This window comes from Aeromonas sp. 84A (assembly GCF_051919345.1).
GTDB classification, from domain to species: Bacteria; Pseudomonadota; Gammaproteobacteria; order Enterobacterales; family Aeromonadaceae; genus Aeromonas; species Aeromonas veronii.
Window position 1 is genome coordinate 364,640 of sequence record NZ_JBQBEW010000001.1, and the last position, 14,413, is coordinate 379,052.

A 14,413-nucleotide genomic window follows, 5' to 3' on the forward strand; every position below is an offset into this window, starting at 1 on the left:
AAAAACGACAAAGTGCTCTGGAGGCCCCGCCGTCTGTGGCCTCCAGAGGGGTATTACTTTTTTCGAGATCCCTATTTGGGCTCTGTTTGAGTAAGATTTAGTCTTTTTGGGCTAAATCCATGGCATTCGAAGAACGTGTCCAAATCTTGTCCGAGGCAGAACAAGATGAGTTATATGGACCCCCCGCTTTCACCTCCGCCGACCAACGCTTCTTTTTCTCGCTGAACGATAAGGAACTGGCGATCGCTAAAAGCCTCCGTCATCGGGGCCAGCGTTACATGCTGGTGGTACTGCTGGGCTATTTCAAAGCCAAGCCGGTGGTGCTGAATCCCGGCTTTCATCAGATCAAGCAGGACCTCAAATACGTTTATCAAACCGTTCTACCAGGCCCAGGCTGTAGACCCTTTAATCTCACGCCAAAAGAGAACGAACGGATTTACCAACGTGTTTTCCAGCTCTGCAACTACCAGCGCTGGAATGTCAAAGACCATGGAGCGGCGTTGAGAGATTACTTATCCCAGCAAGCCAGAGCCTGGACAGCGCCTAGGCACCTCTTCGATGCGGCCATTGAATATTGTTCGGGGCAGAAGATCGCAATCCCTGCCTACAGCACGCTGCAAAAGATCATCAGTCAGGTGGTGGGAGACGAACAGGAACACATGGCCGCGCACCTTGAGCGTGCAATGTCACGCGGTCTTAAGCAAGCACTGGCGGAGCTCGTGAACGGCACAGGTCCACTGCCGTTCCGACAGTTGCGACAATCGGCTCGTAACTTCACCGGAACCGAGTTGGAGAAAGAACTGATTGTCTATCGCCATATCCAGCATTGGATGCCGGAAGTGGATCTGCTGTTGAGCACGCTATCACTGTCGCAGAAAAATCTGCAACACCTGGCAGAGAAAGTCGACTACTACGGTGCCAAACTGAAACGTCAAACCGTAGGCAGCCAATGGCTGTATTTATTGTGCTATCTTCAAACGCGATGGCAGCAAGCGCTGGAACGTATTGCCGATGGCTTTGTGCATCATGTCAGACAGACCAAACAGAAGGCAAAGGATTATGCGCAGGAAGCGGTGTTTAAGGATTGGCAAAAAGCAGCTAAAAATGTCAGCAAGGCAGCTGAAGTACTGCACCTGTTCATTGATGACAGCATTGATCTGCAACTACCGTTTGCAACAGTAAGACAGCAAGCACTGAGCCTGCTGACCAAAAGGGATCTGGAATCTGTATGTCTCTTCCTGAACGAGCAGCGACGATCGGTCGATGAAGCCATGTGGCAGTACTGCGACGAGAAAGAAAGTCTGCGGAAAGGTTTGCTGCGAGAGTTGTTCCTATGTCTGCGCTTCGAAGGCTGCGACGGCACCCAGCACTTAGCGGCCGCCTTGGCGAAAACACAAAACGAACTCAACGGCCAGGACGCTCAGTTGCAAACTGCCGACACCAGACTCCTTTCCAAAAAATCACGTGAATTCCTGCTGGATGGTGAAGGGAATATCCTGATCGATCGTTATGAGTGGTTCCTCTATCAACAGATTCCTGATCGCCTGAATGGCCAGCTGACGCTGCCTGATATCACTAAATACCGGGCACTCGACGCCGACCTGATCGACGGGGAACATTGGCGAAAAAACAAATATACGCTGCTTCAACAGAGCCATTTTACAAAATTAGCGGAGGAGCCTGAAAAGCTGATCAAACAGATGGCCATGGAATTGGATACCCGTTTGTACGAAGTCGGCGAATATCTTGAACAGGAAGACAACCGGAATATCATCTTGCGTAATCCGCAGGGTAAACGCTTCTGGCGCCTGCCTTCGGCCAGCAAACATCATCTGGTCAACAATCCCTTCTTCCAGCAAATTCCCACAACGGGGATTGCGGATGTACTGCGCATGGTTGATCGTGACACCGGTTTCATTGACTGCTTCGCTCATGTGCTGGGTTCCCAATCCAGAAGCCGTTCCCATGAATATGACCTGTTGGCAATTCTGGTCGGCAATGCAACCAATCAAGGCATTTACGGCATGGCACAGATCTCTGATCGTACCTATGATCAGCTCAGCACTATCCAGGCGAACTATCTTCGCCTGGAAACATTGAATGCTGCTAACGACAACATCAATAACGCGACAGCCAAGCTACCCATCTTCCGGTACTACAACATCCAGGAAGATGTGATCCACGCCAGTGCCGATGGTCAAAAGTTCGAAGCCCGGCGCGAGACCTTCAAAACCCGTTATTCGTCGAAGTACTTTGGCACTCAAAAAGGTGTTTCTGCCATGACCTTGATCGCCAATCACGCTGCGATCAACGCCAGAGTGATCGGCGCCAACGAACATGAATCGCACTACATCTTTGATTTGTTGATGAGCAATACGTCAGACATCATTCCGGATGTGCTCTCAACCGATACCCATGGGGTGAACCATGTGAACTTCGCGTTACTGGATCTGTTCGGATACCAGTTTGCCCCACGCTATGCCCAGGTTGGCAAAGTGATCAATGACATGTTTGATGTCAAGGAAGACAAAGAACACCGAATTCAGCTGTGCTTAAAAAAGCCAATCAATACCCATCGTATTGCGCAGCACTGGGATACCATCCAACGGATTGCAGTATCACTTAAGCAGCGGAAAACAACGCAAGCCACCTTGGTGAGAAAGCTCTCGGAGTACAAGCGCAATCACCCGCTGCTGGAAGCCCTGACGGAATACAATCGCCTGGTGAAAGCGAATTATCTACTGTGCTACATCGATGATGCCAGTTTAAGAAACTATGTTCAGCGCGCGCTGAACCGGGGAGAGGCCTATCACCAACTGCGTCGGGCCGTGAGCAGCGTCAATGGGGATCAGTTCCGGGGCAGTTCAGACGAAGAAATCCAGCTATGGAATGAGTGCGCTCGCCTGGTCACCAATGCCATCGTTTACTTCAACTCCAGGATACTCAGCCAGCTGTTGACCAGCTTCGAATACCAAGGAGATACCAAGAGAATAGATATCGTCAAACAGGCATCCCCTGTGGCCTGGCACAACATTAACCTCAAGGGGACTTACCACTTCGAATTGAGCGAAAAATTGCCAGATCTGGAGGCGCTTATGCGCTCAATCGAGGGATATTTACCCGTCAGCGAAAAGTAATACCCCTCTGGAGGCCACGGACGGCGCGGCCTCCAGAGCACTTTGTCGTTTTTGGACGGAAAATCCCTAGAACCCCATCTTGATGCGCGGCAGTAACTGGCTGGTTTGGTCGATCAGCGCCTGCGCCCGATCCGGCACCGCCGCATCCAGCGGGGTGATTTTCAGCCCTGACTCGGTGAGGATGGCATCGGGCAGCTCGTTGTCCTTGGCCAGGCGGGTGACGGTGGCCAACTGCTCGTCCAGCAGCTGCAAACGCTCTTCCAGGTACTGGTCGCTGTTCGGGTTGATCGCCAGGGGCAGGGCCTGCTCGCGCTTGAGTGCGGCGAACTTCTCGGCCGGCAGCAGGTAGTCGTCGAAGTCGCGGAACTGCCGCGAGCCCTTGACCCAGATGTCGCCGGAGCGCAGGGCGTTCTTCAGCTCGGACAGGGCGCAGATTTCGTAGAATTTCCGGTCGAGGCCTTCCGGGGTGATCACCAGCGGCTTCCAGCGCGGCTTGATGAAGGCCGTGGGTGCATCGGCCGGCACCTTGCGCAGGTTGTCGGCGTTCATCTCACGCAGGGTCTGCACGGCTGCCAGCACGCCTTGCGCGGCCGGCCCGTGCTGTTCCCCAACTTTTCGCTCGGCGAAGAGTATGAACATGCGCCGCCGGCGACGAATCGCCAAATCTCACCGTATCTCCCGAGCGGACGATTTCGCACCGGTCTGCCCGTCGAAGGGCTTGCGATCGAACGGGGCGACCTTTTCTATGCATGTCCGCGAGCCAGCGTCTTTTATGGCACGGCGCTCGACGCCGACCTTCGGACGCGCGGCGTAAGCACGCTTGTCATGGCCGGGATAAGCACCACCGGCGTTGTTCTTTCAAGCGTCGCCTGGGCTAGTGATGCGGACTACGACGTGCGTTTGGTCCAGGACTGCTGCTACGACCCGGATCGGGATGCCCACGAAGCTCTGTTGCGTTCCGGGTTCGGCGGACGTGTACAGGTCGTGTAATTTTCGGGCCTCGCATGATCGCGGCCATAGCCGCAGGTGGATTGGTGCGAGGCAGGGCCAGTCCAAGTCAGGGTGCGGTCATCGCGGCGCCTGCAACTCTCAAAAACCCATCGCCGTAGCGGAGGTCTTGTAATCGCATGTCATTACGCACGCCCGATTTATTGTTCACAGCGATAGCACCTGCCATTTGGGGCAGCACCTACATTGTCACCACCCAATACCTGCCGAACTTCTCACCGATGACGGTCGCGATGCTGCGGGCGTTGCCGGCGGGTTTATTGCTCGTGATGATCGTCCGACAGATTCCAACGGGAATCTGGTGGATGCGCATCTTCATCCTCGGCGCACTTAATATTTCGCTATTCTGGAGCTTGTTGTTTATTTCGGTCTACCGCCTGCCGGGCGGGGTCGCGGCGACGGTAGGCGCTGTGCAGCCGCTGATGGTCGTGTTCATCTCTGCCGCTCTGCTAGGTAGCCCGATACGATTGATGGCGGTCCTGGGGGCTATTTGCGGAACTGCGGGCGTGGCGCTGTTGGTGTTGACACCAAACGCAGCGCTAGATCCTGTCGGCGTCGCAGCGGGCCTGGCGGGGGCGGTTTCCATGGCGTTCGGAACCGTGCTGACCCGCAAGTGGCAACCTCCCGTGCCTCTGCTCACCTTTACCGCCTGGCAACTGGCGGCCGGAGGACTTCTGCTCGTTCCAGTAGCTTTAGTGTTTGATCCGCCAATCCCGATGCCTACAGGAACCAATGTTCTCGGCCTGGCGTGGCTCGGCCTGATCGGAGCGGGTTTAACCTACTTCCTTTGGTTCCGGGGGATCTCGCGACTCGAACCTACAGTTGTTTCCTTACTGGGCTTTCTCAGCCCGGGGACCGCCGTGTTGCTAGGATGGTTGTTCTTGGATCAGACGCTGAGTGCGCTTCAAATCATCGGCGTCCTGCTCGTGATCGGGAGTATCTGGCTGGGCCAACGTTCCAACCGCACTCCTAGGGCGCGTATAGCTTGCCGGAAGTCGCCTTGACCCGCATGGCATAGGCCTATCGTTTCCACGATCAGCGATCGGCTCGTTGCCCTGCGCCGCTCCAAAGCCCGCGACGCAGCGCCGGCAGGCAGAGCAAGTAGAGGGCAGCGCCTGCAATCCATGCCCACCCGTTCCACGTTGTTATAGAAGCCGCATAGATCGCCGTGAAGAGGAGGGGTCCGACGATCGAGGTCAGGCTGGTGAGCGCCGCCAGTGAGCCTTGCAGCTGCCCCTGACGTTCCTCATCCACCTGCCTGGACAACATTGCTTGCAGCGCCGGCATTCCGATGCCACCCGAAGCAAGCAGGACCATGATCGGGAACGCCATCCATCCCCGTGTCGCGAAGGCAAGCAGGATGTAGCCTGTGCCGTCGGCAATCATTCCGAGCATGAGTGCCCGCCTTTCGCCGAGCCGGGCGGCTACAGGGCCGGTGATCATTGCCTGGGCGAGTGAATGCAGAATGCCAAATGCGGCAAGCGAAATGCCGATCGTGGTCGCGTCCCAGTGAAAGCGATCCTCGCCGAAAATGACCCAAAGCGCGGCCGGCACCTGTCCGACAAGTTGCATGATGAAGAAGACCGCCATCAGGGCGGCGACGACGGTCATGCCCCGGGCCCACCGGAACGAAGCGAGCGGGTTGAGAGCCTCCCGGCGTAACGGCCGGCGTTCGCCTTTGTGCGACTCCGGCAAAAGGAAACAGCCCGTCAGGAAATTGAGGCCGTTCAAGGCTGCCGCGGCGAAGAACGGAGCGTGGGGGGAGAAACCGCCCATCAGCCCACCGAGCACAGGTCCCGCGACCATCCCGAACCCGAAACAGGCGCTCATGAAGCCGAAGTGCCGCGCGCGCTCATCGCCATCAGTGATATCGGCAATATAAGCGCCGGCTACCGCCCCAGTCGCCCCGGTGATGCCGGCCACGATCCGCCCGATATAGAGAACCCAAAGGAAAGGCGCCGTCGCCATGATGGCGTAGTCGACAGCAGCGCCGGCCAGCGAGACGAGCAAGACCGGCCGCCGCCCGAAACGATCCGACAGCGCGCCCAGCACAGGTGCGCAGGCAAATTGCATCAACGCATACAGCGCCAGCAGAATGCCATAGTGGGCGGTGACGTCGTTCGAGTGAACCAGATCGCGCAGGAGGCCCGGCAGCACCGGCATAATCAGGCCGATGCCGACAGCGTCGAGCGCGACAGTGCTTAGAATTACGATCAGGGGTCTGTTGGGTTTCACGTCTGGCCTCCGGACCAGCCTCCGCTGGTCCGATTGAACGCGCGGATTCTTTATCACTGATAAGTTGGTGGACATATTATGTTTATCAGTGATAAAGTGTCAAGCATGACAAAGTTGCAGCCGAATACAGTGATCCGTGCCGCCCTGGACCTGTTGAACGAGGTCGGCGTAGACGGTCTGACGACACGCAAACTGGCGGAACGGTTGGGGGTTCAGCAGCCGGCGCTTTACTGGCACTTCAGGAACAAGCGGGCGCTGCTCGACGCACTGGCCGAAGCCATGCTGGCGGAGAATCATACGCATTCGGTGCCGAGAGCCGACGACGACTGGCGCTCATTTCTGATCGGGAATGCCCGCAGCTTCAGGCAGGCGCTGCTCGCCTACCGCGATGGCGCGCGCATCCATGCCGGCACGCGACCGGGCGCACCGCAGATGGAAACGGCCGACGCGCAGCTTCGCTTCCTCTGCGAGGCGGGTTTTTCGGCCGGGGACGCCGTCAATGCGCTGATGACAATCAGCTACTTCACTGTTGGGGCCGTGCTTGAGGAGCAGGCCGGCGACAGCGATGCCGGCGAGCGCGGCGGCACCGTTGAACAGGCTCCGCTCTCGCCGCTGTTGCGGGCCGCGATAGACGCCTTCGACGAAGCCGGTCCGGACGCAGCGTTCGAGCAGGGACTCGCGGTGATTGTCGATGGATTGGCGAAAAGGAGGCTCGTTGTCAGGAACGTTGAAGGACCGAGAAAGGGTGACGATTGATCAGGACCGCTGCCGGAGCGCAACCCACTCACTACAGCAGAGCCATGTAGACAACATCCCCTCCCCCTTTCCACCGCGTCAGACGCCCGTAGCAGCCCGCTACGGGCTTTTTCATGCCCTGCCCTAGCGTCCAAGCCTCACGGCCGCGCTCGGCCTCTCTGGCGGCCTTCTGGCGCTCCTGCTGCGGCGTCCGCTCGTGGGCCGTGGCGCGGGTCCGCGCGCCGGCCTCGTGCGCCTGGCGCTCGCGGGCGAGGTCCAGGGCGGCCGTCTTCACGTTCTGCCTTGCGCAGATGAGATAGGGGCGCAGTGGCGGTTTTCATGGCTTGTTATGACTGTTTTTTTGTACAGTCTATGCCTCGGGCATCCAAGCAGCAAGCGCGTTACGCCGTGGGTCGATGTTTGATGTTATGGAGCAGCAACGATGTTACGCAGCAGGGCAGTCGCCCTAAAACAAAGTTAACCTCTGAGGAAGAATTGTGAAACTATCACTAATGGTAGCTATATCGAAGAATGGAGTTATCGGGAATGGCCCTGATATTCCATGGAGTGCCAAAGGTGAACAGCTCCTGTTTAAAGCTATTACCTATAACCAATGGCTGTTGGTTGGACGCAAGACTTTTGAATCAATGGGAGCATTACCCAACCGAAAGTATGCGGTCGTAACACGTTCAAGTTTTACATCTGACAATGAGAACGTATTGATCTTTCCATCAATTAAAGATGCTTTAACCAACCTAAAGAAAATAACGGATCATGTCATTGTTTCAGGTGGTGGGGAGATATACAAAAGCCTGATCGATCAAGTAGATACACTACATATATCTACAATAGACATCGAGCCGGAAGGTGATGTTTACTTTCCTGAAATCCCCAGCAATTTTAGGCCAGTTTTTACCCAAGACTTCGCCTCTAACATAAATTATAGTTACCAAATCTGGCAAAAGGGTTAACAAGTGGCAGCAACGGATTCGCAAACCTGTCACGCCTTTTGTACCAAAAGCCGCGCCAGGTTTGCGATCCGCTGTGCCAGGCGTTAAGGCTACATGAAAATCGTACATTACGAAGCGAATGCACCATGGATAGGAAGAATGAAATGCCCAAACCCAAAGTGTGGGAAGGAAACTCCTGCCTGGCAATCGAGCGGCATGAGCGACAGTTGCCCGCATTTTTTCTGTGATACTTGCTCGAATGTAATCCATAGAGAGCAGGACCATGCATTACTGTATGAAAATGAAATCAATCAAGAGCTCTTGGATCGAATAGCAGCAACTCTTCCAGATTGCCCTTGCGGGGGTAGGTTTGTTCCTGGTGCAAACCCAAAGTGTCCGAGTTGCAAGACCGAGTACGTGCACCAATGGGATGCAGTGAAAAGGTTGAATGTACCTTTTATGCCAATCTTGGATGGTTCCTGCTTGATTCGAGATAGGCTGTATTCGTATGAAGTATGCATTGGTTCTAAACCAAAATACTGGTGGCGTTTGTTCACAAATGCCTTAACAAGTTTAGGCAAGGGACGCTCCTGACGTCGCGCCCCTGCTAAAAGCGTTAGATGCACTAAGCACATAATTGCTCACAGCCAAACTATCAGGTCAAGTCTGCTTTTATTATTTTTAAGCGTGCATAATAAGCCCTACACAAATTGGGAGATATATCATGAAAGGCTGGCTTTTTCTTGTTATCGCAATAGTTGGCGAAGTAATCGCAACATCCGCATTAAAATCTAGCGAGGGCTTTACTAAGCTTGCCCCTTCCGCCGTTGTCATAATCGGTTATGGCATCGCATTTTATTTTCTTTCTCTGGTTCTGAAATCCATCCCTGTCGGTGTTGCTTATGCAGTCTGGTCGGGACTCGGCGTCGTCATAATTACAGCCATTGCCTGGTTGCTTCATGGGCAAAAGCTTGATGCGTGGGGCTTTGTAGGTATGGGGCTCATAATTGCTGCCTTTTTGCTCGCCCGATCCCCATCGTGGAAGTCGCTGCGGAGGCCGACGCCATGGTGACGGTGTTCGGCATTCTGAATCTCACCGAGGACTCCTTCTTCGATGAGAGCCGGCGGCTAGACCCCGCCGGCGCTGTCACCGCGGCGATCGAAATGCTGCGAGTCGGATCAGACGTCGTGGATGTCGGACCGGCCGCCAGCCATCCGGACGCGAGGCCTGTATCGCCGGCCGATGAGATCAGACGTATTGCGCCGCTCTTAGACGCCCTGTCCGATCAGATGCACCGTGTTTCAATCGACAGCTTCCAACCGGAAACCCAGCGCTATGCGCTCAAGCGCGGCGTGGGCTACCTGAACGATATCCAAGGATTTCCTGACCCTGCGCTCTATCCCGATATTGCTGAGGCGGACTGCAGGCTGGTGGTTATGCACTCAGCGCAGCGGGATGGCATCGCCACCCGCACCGGTCACCTTCGACCCGAAGACGCGCTCGACGAGATTGTGCGGTTCTTCGAGGCGCGGGTTTCCGCCTTGCGACGGAGCGGGGTCGCTGCCGACCGGCTCATCCTCGATCCGGGGATGGGATTTTTCTTGAGCCCCGCACCGGAAACATCGCTGCACGTGCTGTCGAACCTTCAAAAGCTGAAGTCGGCGTTGGGGCTTCCGCTATTGGTCTCGGTGTCGCGGAAATCCTTCTTGGGCGCCACCGTTGGCCTTCCTGTAAAGGATCTGGGTCCAGCGAGCCTTGCGGCGGAACTTCACGCGATCGGCAATGGCGCTGACTACGTCCGCACCCACGCGCCTGGAGATCTGCGAAGCGCAATCACCTTCTCGGAAACCCTCGCGAAATTTCGCAGTCGCGACGCCAGAGACCGAGGGTTAGATCATGCCTAGCATTCACCTTCCGGCCGCCCGCTAGCGGACCCTGGTCAGGTTCCGCGAAGGTGGGCGCAGACATGCTGGGCTCGTCAGGATCAAACTGCACTATGAGGCGGCGGTTCATACCGCGCCAGGGGAGCGAATGGACAGCGAGGAGCCTCCGAACGTTCGGGTCGCCTGCTCGGGTGATATCGACGAGGTTGTGCGGCTGATGCACGACGCTGCGGCGTGGATGTCCGCCAAGGGAACGCCCGCCTGGGACGTCGCGCGGATCGACCGGACATTCGCGGAGACCTTCGTCCTGAGATCCGAGCTCCTAGTCGCGAGTTGCAGCGACGGCATCGTCGGCTGTTGCACCTTGTCGGCCGAGGATCCCGAGTTCTGGCCCGACGCCCTCAAGGGGGAGGCCGCATATCTGCACAAGCTCGCGGTGCGACGGACACATGCGGGCCGGGGTGTCAGCTCCGCGCTGATCGAGGCTTGCCGCCATGCCGCGCGAACGCAGGGGTGCGCCAAGCTGCGGCTCGACTGCCACCCGAACCTGCGTGGCCTATACGAGCGGCTCGGATTCACCCACGTCGACACTTTCAATCCCGGCTGGGATCCAACCTTCATCGCAGAACGCCTAGAACTCGAAATCTAACGTCCGTTCGGGCATCGAGGTCCATGTCGGGGTGGGACGGGCCCGTGGCTTCAAGATCACTTGCAGTCCGACCGCGATGTCTTGGTTGCGCGAGAGGTTGTCGATATCCTCCACTTCCATCATCAACCCTGGATAATGCCGCCGCCGTCATCGCCGCCGACGCCCGTGCCGGGCTTTTCGGGCCTGTCAGGCTTGCTCGGCCTTCAGCCTGCCTGGGCGAGATCTCCGGCGGACGGATTAACGGCGGAGCTTCGCCGCCTTTCGTGCGTGTGAAGGCCGAAGATAGTTCTCTCAAAAACATCCGTTTATGAGAGATACCAAATGTCATTTTCAGAAGACGACTGCACCAGTTGATTGGGCGTAATGGCTGTTGTGCAGCCAGCTCCTGACAGTTCAATATCAGAAGTGATCTGCACCAATCTCGACTATGCTCAATACTCGTGTGGGCTCTGTTGCAAAAATCGTGAAGCTTGAGCATGCTTGGCGGAGATTGGACGGACGGAACGATGACGGATTTCAAGTGGCGCCATTTCCAGGGTGATGTGATCCTGTGGGCGGTGCGCTGGTATTGTCGCTATCCGATCAGCTATCGCGACCTTGAGGAAATGCTGGCGGAACGCGGCATTTCGGTCGACCATACGACGATCTATCGCTGGGTCCAGTGCTACGCCCCGGAGATGGAGAAGCGGCTGCGCTGGTTCTGGCGGCGTGGCTTTGATCCGAGCTGGCGCCTGGATGAAACCTACGTCAAGGTGCGGGGCAAGTGGACCTACCTGTACCGGGCAGTCGACAAGCGGGGCGACACGATCGATTTCTACCTGTCGCCGACCCGCAGCGCCAAGGCAGCGAAGCGGTTCCTGGGCAAGGCCCTGCGAGGCCTGAAGCACTGGGAAAAGCCTGCCACGCTCAATACCGACAAAGCGCCGAGCTATGGTGCAGCGATCACCGAATTGAAGCGCGAAGGAAAGCTGGACCGGGAGACGGCCCACCGGCAGGTGAAGTATCTCAATAACGTGATCGAGGCCGATCACGGAAAGCTCAAGATACTGATCAAGCCGGTGCGCGGTTTCAAATCGATCCCCACGGCCTATGCCACGATCAAGGGATTCGAAGTCATGCGAGCCCTGCGCAAAGGACAGGCTCGCCCCTGGTGCCTGCAGCCCGGCATCAGGGGCGAGGTGCGCCTTGTGGAGAGAGCTTTTGGCATTGGGCCCTCGGCGCTGACGGAGGCCATGGGCATGCTCAACCACCATTTCGCAGCAGCCGCCTGATCGGCGCAGAGCGACAGCCTACCTCTGACTGCCGCCAATCTTTGCAACAGAGCCTCCGTCGCCATGCTCACCTCGCTTTGGTGCACACGAGTATTGAGCATAGTCGGGCACTGTTGCAAATAGTCGGTGGTGATAAACTTATCATCCCCTTTTGCTGATGGAGCTGCACATGAACCCATTCAAAGGCCGGCATTTTCAGCGTGACATCATTCTGTGGGCCGTACGCTGGTACTGCAAATACGGCATCAGTTACCGTGAGCTGCAGGAGATGCTGGCTGAACGCGGAGTGAATGTCGATCACTCCACGATTTACCGCTGGGTTCAGCGTTATGCGCCTGAAATGGAAAAACGGCTGCGCTGGTACTGGCGTAACCCTTCCGATCTTTGCCCGTGGCACATGGATGAAACCTACGTGAAGGTCAATGGCCGCTGGGCGTATCTGTACCGGGCCGTCGACAGCCGGGGCCGCACTGTCGATTTTTATCTCTCCTCCCGTCGTAACAGCAAAGCTGCATACCGGTTTCTGGGTAAAATCCTCAACAACGTGAAGAAGTGGCAGATCCCGCGATTCATCAACACGGATAAAGCGCCCGCCTATGGTCGCGCGCTTGCTCTGCTCAAACGCGAAGGCCGGTGCCCGTCTGACGTTGAACACCGACAGATTAAGTACCGGAACAACGTGATTGAATGCGATCATGGCAAACTGAAACGGATAATCGGCGCCACGCTGGGATTTAAATCCATGAAGACGGCTTACGCCACCATCAAAGGTATTGAGGTGATGCGTGCACTACGCAAAGGCCAGGCCTCAGCATTTTATTATGGTGATCCCCTGGGCGAAATGCGCCTGGTAAGCAGAGTTTTTGAAATGTAAGGCCTTTGAATAAGACAAAAGGCTGCCTCATCGCTAACTTTGCAACAGTGCCGCGCGACGAGCAGCAGCACCAGGAGCAGAAGCACGTCGAGAAAAAGCAACAGCAGATCGAGCAGCGCCCACGGCGGGCCGCTCGCATCGGATAAGTCGAAAAATCCGGCTAAAGTGGCCGAGCTGCACATCAGGCCGCGCGGTTTTCCTCCCTGATCGCCGGCGCGGTTTCTTCCTCCCTGAACCGCATGCAGACTTGCCGCCTCGGACACCCCGAGGCGGTTTTTTTTCGCCTCGCTCGAGCATCGCCGCATCCGACGATGCCGAGACGACCAGGCCGCGCACGTCGAGCTGCAGCATCGCCATTGCCGACGATGGCACCAGGTCGCCGGCGGTGGCCACCGACCTCGAGCTCGCATCGCCACATCCGACGATGCGCGCCGGCGTCGACCATCGCCAGGTCTGACGATGGCGGCCGCCCTGCCCTGGATCTCGCATCGCCATTTCTGGCGATGAGATCCACGGAGCGGCCATTTAGACCCGCCAATAACGACCCGGCCAAGATAAATCGCATGACGGCCTTTTTGGCCGGGGGTAGCATGACCGGACACTTTGCGTATGCCCAAAGGAGCCCGCAAGTATGCGCAGGACGAAGCCAGTAGCCGCGCCGATGGTGGCGCGGGTCTATCTGCGCGTCAGCACCGACGCGCAGGACTTGGAACGCCAAGAGGCGATCAAGGCCGCCGGCTACTACGTCGCCGGCATCTACCGTGAGAAGGCATCCGGCGCACGCGCCGACCGGCCTGAGCTGCTGCGCATGATCGGCGACCTACAGCCCGGCGAGGTGGTCATTGCCGAGAAGATCGACCGCATCAGCCGCCTACCTTTGCCCGAGGCCGAGCGCCTGGTGGCCTCGATACAGGCCAAAGGCGCAAGCCTGGCCGTCCCTGGCGTGGTCGATCTATCCGACCTGGCGGCCGAGGCCCAGGGCGTCGCCAAGATCGTGCTGGAAGCCGTGCAGATCATGCTTTTTCGCCTGGCCTTGCAGATGGCCCGCGACGACTACGAGGACAGGCGCGAACGCCAGCGCCAAGGCATTGAGTTGGCCCGCCAGGCCGGGCGGTACAAGGGCCGCCGTGCTGATCCGAAGCGCCGCGCCCAAGTTGTCGCGCTGCGCAAGTCCGGCTACAGCATCAACAAGACCGCCGAGCTGGCCGGGTACAGTGCGGCCCAGGTGAAACGGATATGGGCCGAGGTCAGCCAGGCCGAAGCGAAGCAGCACGGCGCGTTCGTGGAGGACGCATTGACGGAAGCCGATGCCCTGGCCGCTGTCGGCCAGGATGAGCGCCAGGAGGAAAGGGCATGAAGAAGCCGAACCAAGACGACGAGCCGTTTTTCATCACCGAGGAGATTGCGGCCGAAATGATCGCCGGCGGCTATGAGTTCGAGCTGCCGCCCATTCCTTGCACCATCCGCCTACGCGACGTGCTGGAGCGCATGACCGATGCTGAGCTAGCATTGCAGCCGGGCGAGATCGCCGACCAGGAGCGTGAACGCTGCCGGCGCAAGCCGTGTTCAACCTCATGATCTGGTCATGGTATTTTTCATGGCACTGAGCCTGATAGTTCTTGCAAATTGTTGTCACTAAAGGGTTTTGTGTGCTTGTTTACAATCGAGTG

Annotated in this window: 14 protein-coding genes and 1 pseudogene; 13 read left to right on the top strand and 2 right to left on the bottom strand. The window is 57.3% G+C overall.

Features of this window, described 5'->3' with window-relative positions; genetic code table 11:
• Nucleotides 1-119: 119 nt before the first annotated feature.
• The gene (locus tag ACTG20_RS01740) at nucleotides 120-3,137 is read left to right on the top strand and encodes a Tn3-like element IS3000 family transposase (protein ID WP_439987425.1); all 3,018 of its coding nucleotides are present in this window, start codon (nucleotides 120-122) and stop codon (nucleotides 3,135-3,137) included.
• A gap of 75 nt (nucleotides 3,138-3,212) precedes the next feature.
• Here ACTG20_RS01740 and ACTG20_RS01745 read toward each other — a convergent pair.
• Nucleotides 3,213-3,731: pseudogene (locus ACTG20_RS01745) on the bottom strand (Tn3 family transposase); the annotation flags it as partial.
• 3 nt (nucleotides 3,732-3,734) lie between these two features.
• On the opposite strand from ACTG20_RS01745, the gene ACTG20_RS01750 reads away from it, so the two are divergent.
• A complete protein-coding gene (locus ACTG20_RS01750; protein WP_001351729.1) occupies nucleotides 3,735-4,127 on the top strand; it encodes a cysteine hydrolase family protein in 393 nt (130 codons plus the stop codon).
• 137 nt (nucleotides 4,128-4,264) lie between these two features.
• Nucleotides 4,265-5,149: a DMT family transporter gene (locus ACTG20_RS01755; protein WP_000058717.1), complete on the top strand. Its 885-nt coding sequence runs from the start codon at nucleotides 4,265-4,267 to the stop codon at nucleotides 5,147-5,149.
• A 31-nt stretch (nucleotides 5,150-5,180) separates the two neighbouring features.
• Here ACTG20_RS01755 and tet(A) read toward each other — a convergent pair whose 3' ends face one another.
• Nucleotides 5,181-6,380 carry a tetracycline efflux MFS transporter Tet(A) gene (tet(A), locus tag ACTG20_RS01760; RefSeq protein WP_000804064.1) on the bottom strand — a complete coding sequence of 400 codons (1,200 nt, stop codon included), beginning with the start codon at nucleotides 6,378-6,380 and terminating at the stop codon, nucleotides 5,181-5,183.
• Nucleotides 6,381-6,485: 105 nt separating this feature from the next.
• Between tet(A) and tetR(A) the strand changes: the two genes are divergently transcribed.
• The 10 genes from tetR(A) to ACTG20_RS01810 all read left to right on the top strand — a co-directional run bounded on the left by tetR(A) (nucleotide 6,486) and on the right by ACTG20_RS01810 (nucleotide 14,321).
• A complete protein-coding gene (gene tetR(A), locus ACTG20_RS01765) occupies nucleotides 6,486-7,136 on the top strand; it encodes a tetracycline resistance transcriptional repressor TetR(A) (RefSeq protein ID WP_000164043.1) in 651 nt (216 codons plus the stop codon).
• Nucleotides 7,137-7,612: 476 nt separating this feature from the next.
• A complete protein-coding gene (gene dfrA1 / locus ACTG20_RS01770) occupies nucleotides 7,613-8,086 on the top strand; it encodes a trimethoprim-resistant dihydrofolate reductase DfrA1 (RefSeq protein ID WP_000777554.1) in 474 nt (157 codons plus the stop codon).
• 703 nt (nucleotides 8,087-8,789) lie between these two features.
• Nucleotides 8,790-9,137: a quaternary ammonium compound efflux SMR transporter QacE delta 1 gene (locus ACTG20_RS01775; RefSeq protein WP_000679427.1), complete on the top strand. Its 348-nt coding sequence runs from the start codon at nucleotides 8,790-8,792 to the stop codon at nucleotides 9,135-9,137.
• Nucleotides 9,131-9,970: a sulfonamide-resistant dihydropteroate synthase Sul1 gene (sul1, locus tag ACTG20_RS01780; protein ID WP_000259031.1), complete on the top strand. Its 840-nt coding sequence runs from the start codon at nucleotides 9,131-9,133 to the stop codon at nucleotides 9,968-9,970. Before ACTG20_RS01775 ends, sul1 begins: the two co-directional genes overlap by 7 nt.
• 127 nt (nucleotides 9,971-10,097) lie before the next feature.
• Nucleotides 10,098-10,598 (top strand): GNAT family N-acetyltransferase, encoded by a 501-nt coding sequence (locus ACTG20_RS01785; protein ID WP_000376623.1) that lies wholly within the window; start codon nucleotides 10,098-10,100, stop codon nucleotides 10,596-10,598.
• Between the two features lie 506 nt (nucleotides 10,599-11,104).
• Nucleotides 11,105-11,869: an IS6-like element IS6100 family transposase gene (locus tag ACTG20_RS01790; protein ID WP_001389365.1), complete on the top strand. Its 765-nt coding sequence runs from the start codon at nucleotides 11,105-11,107 to the stop codon at nucleotides 11,867-11,869.
• Nucleotides 11,870-12,038: 169 nt separating this feature from the next.
• Nucleotides 12,039-12,743: an IS6-like element IS26 family transposase gene (locus tag ACTG20_RS01795; protein ID WP_001067855.1), complete on the top strand. Its 705-nt coding sequence runs from the start codon at nucleotides 12,039-12,041 to the stop codon at nucleotides 12,741-12,743.
• Between the two features lie 5 nt (nucleotides 12,744-12,748).
• On the top strand, nucleotides 12,749-12,889 hold the full coding sequence (locus ACTG20_RS01800; RefSeq protein ID WP_001044210.1) for a hypothetical protein: 141 nt from the start codon (nucleotides 12,749-12,751) through the stop codon (nucleotides 12,887-12,889).
• Between the two features lie 485 nt (nucleotides 12,890-13,374).
• A complete protein-coding gene (locus ACTG20_RS01805; RefSeq protein WP_118854412.1) occupies nucleotides 13,375-14,100 on the top strand; it encodes a recombinase family protein in 726 nt (241 codons plus the stop codon).
• On the top strand, nucleotides 14,097-14,321 hold the full coding sequence (locus ACTG20_RS01810) for a hypothetical protein (protein WP_000743213.1): 225 nt from the start codon (nucleotides 14,097-14,099) through the stop codon (nucleotides 14,319-14,321). The genes ACTG20_RS01805 and ACTG20_RS01810 overlap by 4 nt, the downstream gene beginning before the upstream one ends.
• Nucleotides 14,322-14,413: the final 92 nt, after the last annotated feature.